Origin of the sequence: Lysobacter daejeonensis GH1-9 (assembly GCF_000768355.1) — a bacterium.
GTDB classification, from domain to species: domain Bacteria; phylum Pseudomonadota; class Gammaproteobacteria; order Xanthomonadales; family Xanthomonadaceae; genus Aerolutibacter; species Aerolutibacter daejeonensis.
In genome coordinates this window covers 1-14,803 of the sequence record NZ_AVPU01000044.1, presented here as the reverse complement: position 1 = coordinate 14,803, position 14,803 = coordinate 1, and the positions used below count along the sequence as shown (strand labels likewise).

Genomic DNA, 14,803 nt, shown 5'->3' with positions numbered 1-14,803 from the left:
CGTCCGTGATTTCGGGGTAGAACCCATCTCTACGAACTACGCAAACAATCCGTCTATTGCAATCTACATCCGGAACGGCCAGCCGCCACGGATTGAGTATGGAGACAATGCGGGTGCCGTCGCCTCATGTACAGATAGATATCTTCACGCCGTCCTTGGCCCACCCTTGGAAGATCACTTTCTTGTGATTTATCCCATGAAGTTCAATAAAGACGACATCCAACCGTGATCTCAGGGTTGTGTTTGCTCGAAAGCCAAGAAGCTTCACGGAAGAAGTTGGGGCGTCGCCGGAACAGCAGCGCCCGTGTGAATGCCTGTTCAGATTGCTTCTGTCCGATACCCCCCGGAATGACCTGCAACCTCAAGGAAACGGTTGTTGACCCACCCAATGGGTCCGCGATCTCGACCGCAGAGTCATTGACAGCTCCGGTAGGGCCCGGGCCTTCAACTGAAGGGTCATTGACCTCTCCGGAAAGGCCGACGACCTCAACCGAAGAGTCATCCACATCTCCGGACGGATCTGCGACCTCGATTGAAGGGTCATTGCCCCCTCCGCAGGGGCCCCTGACCTTAACCGAACGGTCATCGACTCTTCCGGAAGCGTCCGCGACCCCAACCTCGCCCCTCCCCGCCCCACCTGCCCCCCAAAACAAACAGACCGCCCGAAGGCGGCCTGTCTGCTACAGCGCTGGCGTCCGGATCAGGCCGGCTGCGCTACCTTGCGGCGGTTCTTGGCGAAGCGGCCGCTCAGCTCTTTGCGCAGCTCCTCCAGGCCGTGCGCACCGCCGGACATCTTGATCTGGCTGTAGCCATCCAGCGCCACGTCCATCACATCGCTGCCGAGCGCGGCGAGCGTGTCATCCACGCGCGCAGTGAGGCGCTGCAGGCGCTCGAACACCGGTGTGAGCTTGTCGAACGCAGCCAGATCGGCGTGGGCCTCGGCCACGTTGAGGCTCGGCGGCACGATCTGCGGGTTCTGGTCCAGCACGCGCAGCGTCTGCCGGGCGAACGGCTGCGACACCGGCCCCAACAGCATCATCCCGCGACGGTCACCGGCCTCCATCGCAATCAGCCCGGGCAACGCCGCCTCGATCTGCTGCAGGCCCGCCATCGCCGCGGCGATCTGCTCATCGGTGTAGTTCAGGGAAACAAGGTTCTGCGACACAGCACTCTCCTTTGCTAATCCATGTGTAAGTAGGCCGGCGTCTGCCGGCGCGTCCATGCTCCGCCGCGGTCCGTGTGGCGTTTGGTTCGCCCTGAGGCGATCGGAGCGGCGAAATTGTCGCAGATCAGGGGGCAGGCATTCCACGGTAAACGCCGGTATGGTTTGCAGCGGCAGCACGGGGAGATCGGAATGGCACGTCGCAAGACCGGTTTGTTGGATGAGCTCGCAACCCTCCCCTGGTACGTCGGAGTAGCGCTGGGAATCATGGCGTTCGTGTTTGTCCGGCAGTTCGGGGGCCTATTGGCACCACTCGCGTGGATGTTCCTCGCGGGCTGCTGGCTAGCGGCGCTAGTGTCATTTGTCGGGAGCCAGAAGCGCAAGCAACTGCTGGAGACCCAGACCGGGTTCGACACACTCGCCAAGATGAGCTGGCGCGAATTCGAGATGCTGGTGGGCGAGGCATTCCGCCGCCGCGGCTATTTCGTGGAGGAAACGGGGCTTGGCGGCAAGGACGGCGGAATCGACCTGGTTGTCAGCAAGGGCGGCCGGAAGGAACTGGTGCAGTGCAAGCAATGGCGGACGCGACAGGTGCGCGCTTCCACCGTGCGCGAGATGTGGGGACTGGCGCATCACCACGGTGCCGACGCAGTGCACATCGTGTGCATTGGCGACTTCACGCCCGATGCCGCGGCCTTTGCCCGGGGTAAGCCAATTGAGCTGGTCCGCGGTGAACGGCTGCTGGAGATGGTGCGTGCGGTGCAGCGGGAAGCGAATACCAGCCCAGCCACGGGTGGACGCCCCGCACGCATTGAGCCTGTGCTCCCCAAGCACGCAGCCTCCGCCGCCCCTCCGCCCTGCCCTACCTGCGGCAACGACATGCTTCAAAAACGAAACCGCAGCACCGGTCAACAATTCTGGGGCTGCACTACCTATCCGCGTTGTCGGGGAACTCGTCCCCGCTAGCGCCCACGAAACGCCCTCCCCTCAGGCCGGCCGGTAGCGGCTCGAGTGTCAGCGACAGGTGGCGGCTGCGGGTGAACTGGGCGCCGACGTCGCTGCGCGTCCACACTGACAAGCCAAAGCACTGCGGCAGCTCTAGCGAGATACCGCCACAACGTCAGGCAACAATATCGATCAATTCCGGAGCTTCCGATGTGGTGATCACCAAGAGCCGCGACAACGCCTCTTCAGAACCATATCCCTTAATGCCACCACAGGAACCGATCACCCAAGACATCAAATAAGTGAAGTCGTGCCCACGAACGCAATTCCTATCATCTTCGTCCAAGCGCTCGACCCACTGTTCCATCGCCGATGTAAATGCACCCAACTGGCGCGCCGCCCCGCTGCCTTGAAGTATTTTCTTTACATAGCCATCGAGATCGAAACGAACGACACCGCCCGCCATTTTCAGCGATTTATCCACTTTGACCCACGTCAAATTTAGGCCGAGATCACGATCCGCTAAACGCATTGCGAATAGGTCTCGCAGAACCCGAACAAAAGAAGTGTAGAACCGACCCCAATCCTCGATTCTCGATTTGGCCACAGTGATCAAATAACGCTTCACCACGTCACTCCGAATGAAGTACGCCTCTACGGATGTAAACCTAGTCCACTTGAGTCGCGCGACATGCGTAATGCCCCCGATCCATCCATCAAGGTCCCGATCCACTAAGCATCGGTATTCGCACTCCTCATCCAAGCCCTCGAGAGCCTTCGCCAACGCAATTACACGCTGCTTGTTTCCCAAAGTTAGCCCGAGGGCCGTTACCACCTCATTTGGCACATCAACGGCATCAATTTCATAATAGACACGCCCTTGGTTGACGCCAGTCGAGCAGCCCTCCGTGAGAAGCTCCTTGTCGAAGGCCCCCTCTACAAAGACGTCTTTGAGTCCAGGCTCAAGTTCATATCGGGCCTCCAGCTCATGAATCCTCATCCTTAAATCCTCAACCATCGCGCGACTCCAACTTCACCACGCGGCCGCGGTGCTGCGCAATCAACTCCATGGAGTGAGATGCAAGAATGAACTGAATTCGACTACCTTTCGTAATGTCCAGAAGCGACTGAACTAGTTTCCGTTGCCATTTGACGTTAAGGGATATTTCGGGTTCATCAATTATGAAAACGCTCGGCTTGTCGCGCGAAACAAGCGCATAACAAAAGAGCAGCAAGAGTTGCTGCTCGCCAGACGAAAGCAATCGCGGACCCAGCTCGTCACCCCGCTTGTTCTTGATCTGAAATCCTGAGCTGAATCCAAAAGAAAGCGACTTGTCATACAAGAAGCCATTCACAATGGTCACGAAATCATCAACCACCCGATAGACTGGCTCTAACGCGGCAAGGCGCCCTTGGAGACTGTCTAGATATGGCTTCAACAAGTTTGCCGCAATTTGACGCTTCGTTTTTGCGGTGGCTTGAAGCGCGCGGCGGAAGTCGCTAGTCGAAAGCTCGGCAGTTAGCTCATATTTCGCAAGTTGCGCGCTCTTCGACTCGATTTCGGTAAGCGATGTCAGGAGCATCTCCGGATGCGCCAAATCCGTACCTGCCTGATTCTTCTTCGCCGGCGCTACCAGGTGACGCAAGACATTCACGTACACACCGTGAACGTTGGTGGACCCGCGGTTTGCTCCTTGCACAGCCTGAGCACTTATCCACTTACCCGCAGCACTCAGCGCTTGCGAGAGCGCGATTTCCCGAGAGCGGACGACAAGGTCATTAATGCGTTTCGGCTCATCAAAGCGCAGTGCGCGGCGAAGCTCCACTTCATCTGATGGATCAGAGACGATGTCACTGTCCAATCTCCGCTCGGCATTGAGCAGGAACATGTTGGGAACGTGGCGAAGTAACTCCTGCATATACGCCGCCTCACCGCGCGGATGATTCTTCCGCCCTCTCGCTCCATGATATTCATCGACGAATATGTACCTGCCGTCGGATGTCTTCTTTATCGAAATTCCACCTTTATTAGAGCTTTCGCTGGAAACGTGCGTAAGCTCATTAAGAATTCGATCCACATCCGACGCGTGATGGCCCGGTGACGAAAAGTTCCACTCTGCAAGCGTTTTGGAACCCTTGCTAATGGCAAGCACAAGAGCCTTCTCATCAATTTCCGCCCTTCTCGAGGCGCGAAGTACGATGCCGGAGGAGAGCTCCACTTCAAGATAGCGATAAGGCACTTCGAGGAGCGCGGAACGGTGCCCTTTGTTGTCGGCCGGTGAGAGCATGTGAAATACGAGTCGCAGCACCGTACTCTTACCCAGCCCATTGTCACCGTAGAAAATCGCCGCATCAGGCAATGATTTCCCTGCCGAAGGAAGATCGTAGCTATAGAATCCAAAGAGGTCCTTGACCCTAATGGCCTTTATTAGTAACTCCATTCCCCCTAACTCCTTTGCGCTGAACTTCGATTTTTTGCCGAACGCACCATGTAAAAAAACGCCCGCATTTGCGGGCATTTTTCCTTACATGTTACGACGATATTCCCCACCAACGTCATATAACGCATGACTAATCTGCCCGAGGCTATGCGTCTTAACCGCCTCCATCAGGCTCTCAAACACATTCCTGCGCTCCCGCGCCGTCGACTGTAGGCCGCGCAGCCCCTCGGCGCTGTAAGAATTTCTCGCAGCCTGGTACGCCTGCACATTCGTGATCTGCTGCCCCTTCTCCCCCTCGGTGCTCCGGATCAGCTCGATCTCGGTGACGATGTCGCCGCCGTGGTCCTTGGGCAGGAAGGTGTTCACGCCGATCAGCGGCAGGCTGCCGTCGTGCTTCTTGTGCTCGTAGTACAGGCTCTCTTCCTGGATCTTGCCGCGCTGGTACATGGTGTCCATGGCGCCCAGCACGCCGCCGCGCTCGCTGATGGCCTCGAACTCCTTGTACACGGCCTCTTCCACGATGTCGGTCAGCTTGTCCACGATGAAGCTGCCCTGCCACGGGTTCTCGCAGAAGTTAAGCCCCAGCTCCTTGTTGATGATCATCTGGATGGCCACGGCGCGGCGCACGCTCTCTTCCGTCGGCGTGGTGATGGCCTCGTCGTAGGCGTTGGTGTGCAGGCTGTTGCAGTTGTCGAACAGCGCGTACAGGGCCTGCAGCGTGGTGCGGATGTCGTTGAACTGGATCTCCTGCGCGTGCAGGCTGCGGCCGCTGGTCTGGATGTGGTACTTCATCATCTGGCTGCGGGCGCTGGCGCCGTAGCGCTCGCGCATGGCGCGGGCCCAGATGCGGCGGGCCACGCGGCCAATCACCGTGTACTCCGGGTCCATGCCGTTGCTGAAGAAGAACGACAGGTTGGGCGCGAAGTCGTCGATCTTCATCCCGCGCGCCAGGTAGTACTCCACGATGGTGAAGCCGTTGCTGAGGGTGAAGGCCAGCTGGCTGATCGGGTTCGCGCCGGCTTCGGCGATGTGGTAACCGCTGATGCTGACCGAGTAGAAGTTGCGGACGTTCTTGTCCACGAAGTACTGCTGGATGTCGCCCATCATGCGCAGGGCGAACTCGGTGCTGAAGATGCAGGTGTTCTGCGCCTGGTCTTCCTTCAGGATGTCGGCCTGCACGGTGCCGCGCACGGTGTTCAGCGTTTCGGCCTTGATCTTGGCGTACACCTCCGGCTCCACCACCTGGTCGCCCGTCACGCCCAGCAGGCCCAGGCCCAGGCCGTCGTTGGTCTCGGGCAACATGCCGGCGTATTCGGGGCGGTGGCGGCCTTCGAACATCGCCTGGATCTTGTCGTGCGCCGCGTCCCAGCGGGCCTGGTCGGCGCGCAGGTACTTCTCCACCTGCTGGTCGATGGCGGTGTTCATGAACATCGCCAGGATGATCGGCGCGGGGCCGTTGATGGTCATCGACACCGAGGTGCTGGGCGCGCACAGGTCAAAGCCGGAGTACAGCTTCTTCATGTCGTCCAGCGTGGCGATGTTGACGCCGCTGTTGCCGATCTTGCCGAAGATGTCCGGGCGCACGGCGGGGTCTTCGCCGTACAGGGTGACGCTGTCGAACGCGGTGGACAGGCGCGCGGCCGGCTGGCCCACGCTCAGGTAGTGGAAGCGGCGGTTGGTGCGCTCCGGCGTGCCCTCGCCCGCGAACATGCGGATGGGGTCTTCGCCGGTGCGGCGGTACGGGTACACGCCGCCGGTGTAGGGGTAGTAGCCCGGCAGGTTTTCCTTCTGCAGGAAGGTCAGCAGCTCGCCCCAGCTCTTGTAGGTGGGCGCGGCGATCTTCGGGATCTGCTGGTGGCTCAGCGACTCGCGGTAGTTCTCCACGCGGATGGTCTTGTCGCGCACCTGGTACTCGTTCACCTCGTCGGTGATCGACTTCAGGCGGGCCGGCCAGTCGCGCAGCAGCTTCAGCGCTTCGCTGGTCAGGTCCTGCACGGCGTCGTTGTAGCGCTGGCGCAGGGTCAGCAGGCTGCGGTCGATGCCCTCGCCCACGGCGGCGCCGCCGTTGAGCAGGTCGTCGCTGGCGTACAGCGCCAGCGCCTTGGGCAGTGCGGCGTCGCCCAGTTCGTGCAGGGCCTGCCACAGTGACTGGGCGCGGTCGGCCACCTCGGCCTGGGTCTCGATCTGGCGGTTGATGCCGCGGCCCTGCTCGGCAATCTCGGCCAGGTAGCGCACGCGTGCGCCGGGGATCAGCACGGTGGCGCGCGGTTCCTTCAGCGCGGTGTTGATCTGCGGCTGCCAGTCGCAACGCGGGGTGTCGATGCCGGCGTCATGGCCCAGCTTGGAGCGCAGCAGGCGGCACAGGTTGGCGAACATCCAGCTCACGCCCGGGTCGTTGAACTGGCTGGCAATGGTCGGGTAGACGGGGATGTCCTCGTCCTTGATGTCGAACTTGGCGCGGTTGCGCTTCCACTGCTTGCGCACGTCGCGCAGGGCGTCCTCGGCGCCGCGCTTGTCGAACTTGTTCAGCACCACCAGCTCGGCGTAATCCAGCATGTCGATCTTTTCCAGCTGGCTCGGCGCGCCGAAGTCGCTGGTCATCACGTACATGGGGAAATCGACCAGGTCCACGATCTCCGAGTCGCTCTGGCCGATGCCGGCGGTCTCGACGATGACCAGGTCGTAGCCCAGGCCCTTGAGGAAGCCGATGCAGTCCTTCAGCACGGCGTTGGTGGCCACGTGCTGGCGGCGGGTGGCCATCGAGCGCATGTACACGCGCTTGCTGCGCAGGCTGTTCATGCGGATGCGGTCGCCCAGCAGCGCGCCACCGGTGCGGCGGCGGGTGGGGTCCACCGAGATCACCGCGATGCGCATCTCCGGAAAGCTGGCCAGGAAGCGGTTGAGCAGCTCGTCGGTCACCGACGACTTGCCGGCGCCGCCGGTGCCGGTGATGCCCACCACCGGGGTGCGGCCGCCGGCCAGGTGCCACTGCTTGCGCAGGTGGGCCAGCTGGGCTTCGTCCAGCAGGCCTTCCTCGATCGCGCTGAGGGTGCGGCCGATGGTGATCTCATCGTCGATGTCGGCGCTCTTGTCCGGCACCTGCGCGGACTTGCGGGCATCGCCGGCGCGGCGCACCACGTCCTCGATCATGGCCACCAGGCCCATGTGCATGCCGTCGTTGGGGTGGTAGATGCGCTCCACGCCGTAGGCCTGCAGTTCGCGGATCTCCTCCGGGGTGATGGTGCCGCCACCGCCGCCGAACACGCGGATGTGGCCGGCGCCGCGCTCCTTGAGCATGTCCACCATGTACTTGAAGTACTCGACGTGGCCGCCCTGGTAGCTGGACAGGGCGATGCCGTCGGCGTCTTCCTGCAGCGCGGCGCGCACCACGTCCTCCACCGAGCGGTTGTGGCCCAGGTGGATCACCTCCGCCCCCTGCCCCTGGATCAGGCGCCGCATGATGTTGATGGCGGCGTCGTGGCCGTCGAACAGGCTGGCGGCGGTGACGAAGCGCAGCGGGCTGGTCTCGGCGTGGGCTTCGGGGAACTGGCTGGCGGGGGTGCTCATGGTGCGCACTCGACTACGGCAAACGGAATTCCCGCCATTGTAGCGCGGCGCCTCCGGCCGGCCCGAACGGGCCCGTACGCACGGGGCCGCGCGGGACGGCATCCCGCCGCGTGCCACCGCCAAGCCACCCGGCGCCGACACAGGCGGGGCTGGCCCACAGACTGCTGCACGGGGCCGGAGCGTCGCCAGTCTCAAAGCCGACACACAACCCCACCGGGGCCTGAGCCTCGACAACCGGTCAGACCGGGATGCGCTCCGTCTGCCCGGCAGGCCGGCCGACGCCTACCGCGCGCCGCGGGCGGCCCTTTGCACCCGGCGCCGGCTTCAGCAAGTAGTCGCCGCGACGCCATGCCATCGCCGTCTCACGCAGCGCCGCAGCCGAACTGACCCCGATCTTGCGCTTGATGCTCTCGCGATGCGTCTCGACCGTCTTGACGCTCAACTTGAGTTCGCGGGAGATCTGCTGGCTGCCGTGTCCACATCCGATGCGATCGAAGATTTGGTACTCGCGATCGGACAGCGGAAGCTTGGGCAGCCTGACCGATTGACGCAGCGGACAACTGCTGCAATAGCCATCGCCCAGGCGTGAGGCGCCGCAGCCTCCGATGATGCGCATCGCCGAACGTATGTGCCGAAGCGGCGACTGTTCGCGCACGAATCCGCATGCGCAGTGCTCGCCGCAGGCGGACTGCGTGCCGACGTGATGCCGGGACGACAACAACAACACACGGGGACTGTACTCCGTGAAATCCACTCCGTTCGCAGCTGCGTAGTCGTGCACGTCGGACGCCAGCTCATGGTCCAGCAAGAGCACGTCCGGCCTCAGGCGCAGCAGCAGGTCAACCGTGCCAGGACCGTCGCTGGCGCTTGCAATGTGTTTGACCTGCGGCACCTCCGGAAGCAACGTCATCAGGCCCGCTTCGACCAGCCTGCTTCGGGTGGCGATCACCATCGTTGCGGGTGGACACGCTCGCTCATCCTGGTCAGCGACCCGGTTTAGGCCGCGCGGATGACGGTACTTGGAACTCATGTGACTTGCGTGTCATTGATCATGGGCGCCGACCATACCACCGAGCCTAGACGATTCGAACAGAGAATTTCCGCCATGCGATTGAGCGGACCATCAGGGATTCCCCGATATCAATCGCCCTCGATTTGGTGTCCGATAAAACCCATGGCCTGACGGCCGCCGCACCTTGCAGCAGGCGCGATTCGTAAGTTGTACAGGGGAAACGGATGCTTGTTCTGCAGCATTTCAGCGTCCACCGGCGGGGGAAGCCGGTGGTTCGGCACACATCGTTGTCGATCGAAAATCCGGGGTTGCTTTTCATTGTCGGCTCAGGCGGTGCGGGCAAGTCGTCGCTGCTGTCCGCACTGGCGTGCCGCGATACCGGCAATGTCCTTCGCATGGGGACCGCGCTCCTCGACGGAGAGGAAATCGGTAGCCCCAATGCGTCCACGACGCTCGTCTCGCAACACTCACAGCTACCGGCGGAAGGGACACTCGCCGCGGCGTTGACCGACGTGCTGCGGATACCACCAACCGACCTGCCTGCGTGGCTGCAAACGCACGGTCTGGACGACGTGATCCTGTCACTCGATCAGCCTTGCGCGGAGCTGAGCCGCTCACTCCGACGCCTGCTCGCCGTGCTGGCCGCCCTGCACTTCGAAGCACCCGTGGTCCTGGTCGACGAGCCCGGCGCTGGCTTGACCGGGGAACACACGGAATTCCTATGCAGGCGCCTGCGCGAACTTGCCGGTCGCTGCATGGTGATCGTGGCCACGCATAACCGCCAGGAATGCCTGGCCCTGGGTGGGCATACGGCACTGCTCGCCGGAGGGACGATCCAGGAGATCGCACCCACCCGCGACTTCTTCACCAAGCCCACGACCGACGCAGGAAGGACGTACGTGGCAACAGGAAACTGCAACCTGCCTGGCGACAGGGCCCTCACCCAGGACGGAATCTGGTGGGTGGTCCCCGGCCTGTTGTGCGGCATGAGCCGCCCCGGGCTGATGACCGATGCCGATACGCAGTACGACAGCCTGGCCGAGGCCGGCGTGCGTTGGCTGATCTGCCTTGAAGAGCGCTGCGAGTACCCGGTCGCACAGGCACGCGCGTACGACATCGCACACGTCCACATTCCCGTGACCGACATGGCGCCGCCCAGTTTCAACCAGGCGGTCGATCTGTGCCGCCAGGCCGAACAGCCGATCCGCAACAACGAAGGGATCGCGGTGCACTGCCGGGCCGGCCTGGGGCGAACGGGAACGGCATTGGCGCTGATCCTGACCTGGTTCGGAGACGCCGCTGACGTCGCGGTTGCCAAGGTGCGGCGCACCCATCCATTGGCAATCCAGAGCGAGGCGCAACTGCGCTTCATTCATGAATTCGCCGACCGCATCCGCGGTTGGCATTTACCCGGCAACACTTACGAGGAGAGGTTCAATGTCGTTGGATAAGGCTCTTGCGGTCGCCCAGTCGGAAATTCCGGAGTGCGTGGCTACCGGATACGTCGACATGGTCAGCGGAATGCTGCTTGGCGTGAAGACCGTGGACTCCCATCCCGGCGAGGTTCTGGACCTGGTGGCAGCCGCCACGAGCGATCTCTTCCAGGGCAAGAACGTCGTGGAGATTGAGCGGCTTTTCGACAAGTCGCGAGGCATCACGGGCCGCAACCATCACTACTTCAACGAGATCGTGGTGTTCAGCAGCAACCTGATCCATGTGTACGTGCGCTCCAAGCGCAACCCCGATCATGCCGGCGTGTTCGTAAGCCGTATCGCGGCGAACATCGGCATGGTGCTGGTCCGTGCGCGCGCGGCAATGACGCATTGCGAAGCCGCGGCTAACTGAGCCCTTCGGGTAGCGAAACAAAGACCATGGCCTCCATCAGCCCAGTGCACCCGCGTCGCATCCTGTGCCCAAACTTCAACGACGATGAAGTGAAAGTGCTTCGCTCGTTGTGCGAGCTGCTGCAGAAGTACCTCAAGCATCCCTGGAAGGTGGTGAGCCACGGCGAGGCCGACCTGCTGCTGGTCAATCTTGATGCCGGGTGGTCGCCGCAGCAGGCGCCCGCCGTGCCCGTGGTGGGGTGCGCATTACGGCCCCGAACGCACCCGCCCGGCACCATTCACCGGCCACTGCGGGCGGCGGAACTGCTGGCGGTCCTGAGCGAATTCGTTTCCACCACCGACCCGGCCACGTCGGCGCGCACATCACGCACGCCGGCGGCGGTGCACGTCGAGGACAGGTATGTGCTTCTTGGCTGGCCGCTGGATTTCGAGCGTTGGCCGCCCAGTTGGCGGCGCGTGCTCGCCGCTCTGAGCCGGTCGAGTGCATCGATGGATGAGATTGCGCAGTGCACCGGCCTGACGCCAGTCGATGTGGGTCGGTGCATTGCCATGCTTGACCGGCATGGACTCGTCGAGCGCCAGCGCATTGCCGCGCCTCCTGCCACACGCACGAAAGGGCGCTGGCAAGGATTGTCTCAGCGGGTTGGCCAGCTACTGGGATTCGCTCGATGAGCGCCACGCACAAGATCGTTTTCATTGGCGAGCCGGGCGCGGGCAAGACGACCTGCATCGCCGCGGTAAGCGACATCGAGCCGGCGTGTACGGATGTGGAATGCACCGATGAACTGAGGCTGCGCAAGGAGACGACGACCGTCGCGTTGGATTACGGTGAGTTATCCCTTGGCGACCAGGGAAGACTGCTTCTATATGGTCTGCCTGGACAGGCTCGCTTCCGCTTCATGTACGACGTGGTGCGCGATGGACTGTTGGGTGCCGCAGTGCTTGTGGACGCAAGCGGCGGGATGGTCCACGGCTTGAAGGAGACACTGGCCACCTACGCCGACGAGTTGCGCCTGCTGCCGTGTGTCGTGGCGATCAACCGTTGCACGGATGATGTCCAGGCGATCCGGCGGCAATGCCTGGAACTGCTGTACTCGCACCGTATCGTGGCACCGGTTGTCGTAGTGGACGCGCGCAGGAGGGAGGATGTGGTGCGCATCTTCGAACTACTGTTTTTGCAACTTGAACATTCGATCGTGCGTGAAACGCAAGGGGCGACAACGTGAAGATGATCGTCAACACGGGCGGCACGATGCTGGAACCGGACCGCAGCCTCTGCGTGTCCGCCCTGGACCACCTGGTAGCCAGCGACGGCATTCTCGCGGGCATGCTGGCGCTGCGGGACGGACGCCCGTTCCTCATGCGCAACCGCAACCGCAACCGCAACTGGGATGAAGGCAAAATCGCCGCCATGGTGAGTTCGACGGTAGCGCTGGGCCAGACGTTCTTGCGGGAACTTGGCGCCGCGCCGCTGGACCATATCCTGATAGAAGGCGCCGAGGGCAAGCTGGTGATCTGCAGCGTAGCCCGCAGCAACTCACTGTTGCTGCTGGCCGTGGTTGCCGAACGCGACGCCCGCCTCGGGCTGGTGTTGGGACACGCCAAGACCTGCGCGCAGGCGATCGCCGCGGCGTTTCCAGGAGGCGTTGCCAGAGCTGGTGGCGTGGCATGAGCCGACTGCAATACCAGGGGGCGGTCTATACGGCTGCGCCGGGGGAGACCCTGCTCGACGCCCTCCAGCGCCAAGGGGCCGAAATCAACCATTCCTGCCGAAAAGGCAGCTGTGGCTGCTGTCAGATCCGCCTGCTGGATGGCAGCGTCGACACCCTGCGCGACGTGGATGCATCCCTGACCCGGGACGACCACGTACTGTGCTGCGTGTCGGTTCCGCGTGGCGACGTTACGCTGGCACTTCCCGATCCCAGTCACCGCCCCCAACCGGTCGAGCTGCTGGCGCGCACGCAACTGGCGCAGGACATCTACGCGCTGGATCTGGCACCGCTGAACATGCTCGATTTCCGGGCCGGACAGCACGTCCACCTGATCCGCGAGGACGGACTGGCGCGCCCGTACTCGATTGTGAGCCTGCCCGAGGATGACTTCTTCTTCCGCATCCACGTTCGCCGCCTGGGCGAGATGAGCACGTGGCTGTGCGAACAGGCGCGCATCGGCGAGCGCATGCACCTGCGTGGCCCGGCCGGCGAGTGCCACTATGGCGATGACCTGCGCGAGCGCCCCCTGCTGATGCTGGCAACCGGTGCCGGTGCCGGAGCGCTTGCCGCCATAGCACGGGACGCGTTGGCGCGGGGGCACGCCGCGCCGATCGAGTTTCATCACGGGGTACGCGACGCCGGGAGCCTTTACCTAGACGTCGAACTTCGCGCCATGGCGCAGCGTCATCCCAACTTCCGCTACCTGCCCTGCGTCAGTAGCGAACCGGTTCCCGGCATCGCCCACGGCCGCATCGTCGCCCACGCGTTGGAGAACCGGTCCGGCCTTGCCGGACATGTCCTGCTTCTGTGCGGACTGCCGACGATGGTGGAGGACGCGCGCGTGGCGGCGGCGCTCGCGGGTATTCCGCGCGAGCGGGTGCTGGCCGATCCGTTCGACTTCACTCACAAACCACACCCGCGCGACGCGGAGAAAGTGGCCGCCATGCCAGCCGATCCGGAACTGTGGGCGGCCCTTGAGGAGGGCCCGGGGCTGACCCGCCTGCTGGAGGCGTTCTATGCACGCGTGTACGAGGACCCGCGCCTGTCGCCGTTCTTCCACAATGTCACGCGCGACTGGGCCGTCCAGAAGCAGTACGAGTTCCTCTCCAATCTCTTCAATGGGAACAAAGCGTACTTCGGCCTCAATCCGTACAACGCACACCACTGGATGGTGATCTCCGATGAACTGTTCGACTACCGCGAGGCCCTGTTCGAAACGGTGCTACGCGAGGCCGGGCTGGCGCCGGAGCTGATCCGCCGCTGGCTGGCGCTGCACGAGCGCTTCCGTGCCGAAATCGTCAAAGGTGCCCCCCGCGGCATGATCCTGAGCGGCGTGGAGCAGCCATTGCACACACTCAGCGTGCAGCGCCTGACGATTGACGCTGTATGCGACAGTTGTCATCAGGAAATCCTGGCCGGAGCGCCCAGTCGCTACCAGTACCGGCTGGGCACCCTGCACTGCGCGGCCTGCGCCGGGATTGCGGACGCCTGAAACGGCTTGTTCCTGATATCAAGAGTCCACAGGGATAGTGCGCCCGCGCCACCATCGGTACCCTGAGCGCATGAGTCCATCCGCCGACCTGAAAACCCTGCGCCACAACGCCGCCCATGGCGCACCCGATGCCCAGTTCCAGCTGGCCCGCGGATTGCTGGCGGCGGGATTTGACGCCGACGCGGAAGTCTTCGACCTGTACCGCCAGGCCGCCGAGCGCAACCACCTCGCCGCGCAGGTGGAGCACGCCCGCATGCAGCTGTACGGCGTGGCCTGCGAGGCCAACCCCGTGGCGGCGGTGCAATGGCTGGAGCGCGCCGAGCGCGGCGGATCGGCCGGTGCGGCCTCGCTACTGGCCAGCATCGCGCTGGGCGGCATCGTCATGGACCGCGATTTCCTGCGCATGGGCCAACGCCTGCTGGCGGCGGCCAAGGGCGGCGACGTGGCGGCCATGCGCGCGCTGGCGATGTACTTCGGCCGCGACAGCGACAACCCCGCGGCGCAGCGCCAGTCGCGCACGCTGCTGGAGCAGGCGGCCCGCGCCGGCGACCCGATCAGTGCCAGCCTGCTGCTGGAGCGCGTGCGCCATGGCGAGATGGAACCGGGCGGCGATCTGGCGACCTGGCAG

Annotated in this window: 14 protein-coding genes; 9 read left to right on the top strand and 5 right to left on the bottom strand. The window is 63.2% G+C overall.

Annotation, left to right across the window (positions count from 1 at the left end):
* Positions 1–229: hypothetical protein (locus N800_RS16365; protein WP_232227675.1), on the top strand; the 229-nt coding region annotated here is incomplete at its 5' end.
* Between the two features lie 471 nt (positions 230–700).
* Here N800_RS16365 and N800_RS14245 read toward each other — a convergent pair.
* Complete coding sequence (locus N800_RS14245) at positions 701–1,165, bottom strand: hypothetical protein (protein ID WP_036140105.1); 465 nt, start codon at positions 1,163–1,165, stop codon at positions 701–703.
* Between the two features lie 183 nt (positions 1,166–1,348).
* Between N800_RS14245 and N800_RS14240 the strand changes: the two genes are divergently transcribed.
* A complete protein-coding gene (locus tag N800_RS14240) occupies positions 1,349–2,128 on the top strand; it encodes a restriction endonuclease (protein ID WP_036140114.1) in 780 nt (259 codons plus the stop codon).
* Between the two features lie 154 nt (positions 2,129–2,282).
* On the opposite strand, the gene N800_RS14235 is transcribed toward N800_RS14240, so the two are convergent.
* The 4 genes from N800_RS14235 to N800_RS14220 form a co-directional block, all read right to left on the bottom strand.
* Positions 2,283–3,125: a hypothetical protein gene (locus tag N800_RS14235; RefSeq protein WP_036140104.1), complete on the bottom strand. Its 843-nt coding sequence runs from the start codon at positions 3,123–3,125 to the stop codon at positions 2,283–2,285.
* On the bottom strand, positions 3,118–4,626 hold the full coding sequence (locus N800_RS15715) for an ATP-binding protein (protein WP_084087719.1): 1,509 nt from the start codon (positions 4,624–4,626) through the stop codon (positions 3,118–3,120). Before N800_RS15715 ends, N800_RS14235 begins: the two co-directional genes overlap by 8 nt.
* 6 nt (positions 4,627–4,632) lie before the next feature.
* Entirely contained in the window at positions 4,633–8,115 is a 3,483-nt protein-coding gene (locus N800_RS14225) for a methylmalonyl-CoA mutase family protein (protein ID WP_036140096.1), read from the bottom strand.
* Positions 8,116–8,353: 238 nt separating this feature from the next.
* A complete protein-coding gene (locus tag N800_RS14220) occupies positions 8,354–9,145 on the bottom strand; it encodes a response regulator transcription factor (protein ID WP_084087717.1) in 792 nt (263 codons plus the stop codon).
* 206 nt (positions 9,146–9,351) lie between these two features.
* Here N800_RS14220 and N800_RS14215 point away from each other — a divergent pair, with 206 nt between their 5' ends.
* The 7 genes from N800_RS14215 to N800_RS14185 form a co-directional block, all read left to right on the top strand.
* The gene (locus N800_RS14215) at positions 9,352–10,578 is read left to right on the top strand and encodes a phosphatase domain-containing putative toxin (RefSeq protein WP_084087715.1); all 1,227 of its coding nucleotides are present in this window, start codon (positions 9,352–9,354) and stop codon (positions 10,576–10,578) included.
* The gene (locus tag N800_RS14210) at positions 10,565–10,972 is read left to right on the top strand and encodes a hypothetical protein (protein WP_036140090.1); all 408 of its coding nucleotides are present in this window, start codon (positions 10,565–10,567) and stop codon (positions 10,970–10,972) included. Before N800_RS14215 ends, N800_RS14210 begins: the two co-directional genes overlap by 14 nt.
* Positions 10,973–10,998: 26 nt before the next feature.
* Positions 10,999–11,643, top strand: coding sequence for a MarR family transcriptional regulator (locus tag N800_RS14205; protein WP_036140089.1), 645 nt, complete (start codon positions 10,999–11,001; stop codon positions 11,641–11,643).
* A complete protein-coding gene (locus N800_RS14200) occupies positions 11,640–12,197 on the top strand; it encodes a GTP-binding protein (protein WP_036140085.1) in 558 nt (185 codons plus the stop codon). The genes N800_RS14205 and N800_RS14200 overlap by 4 nt, the downstream gene beginning before the upstream one ends.
* The gene (locus tag N800_RS14195; RefSeq protein ID WP_036140083.1) at positions 12,194–12,643 is read left to right on the top strand and encodes a roadblock/LC7 domain-containing protein; all 450 of its coding nucleotides are present in this window, start codon (positions 12,194–12,196) and stop codon (positions 12,641–12,643) included. The genes N800_RS14200 and N800_RS14195 overlap by 4 nt, the downstream gene beginning before the upstream one ends.
* Positions 12,640–14,175 (top strand): 2Fe-2S iron-sulfur cluster-binding protein, encoded by a 1,536-nt coding sequence (locus N800_RS14190; protein ID WP_036140081.1) that lies wholly within the window; start codon positions 12,640–12,642, stop codon positions 14,173–14,175. Before N800_RS14195 ends, N800_RS14190 begins: the two co-directional genes overlap by 4 nt.
* Positions 14,176–14,245: 70 nt before the next feature.
* Positions 14,246–14,803: tetratricopeptide repeat protein (locus N800_RS14185; RefSeq protein WP_198032561.1), on the top strand; the 558-nt coding region annotated here is incomplete at its 3' end.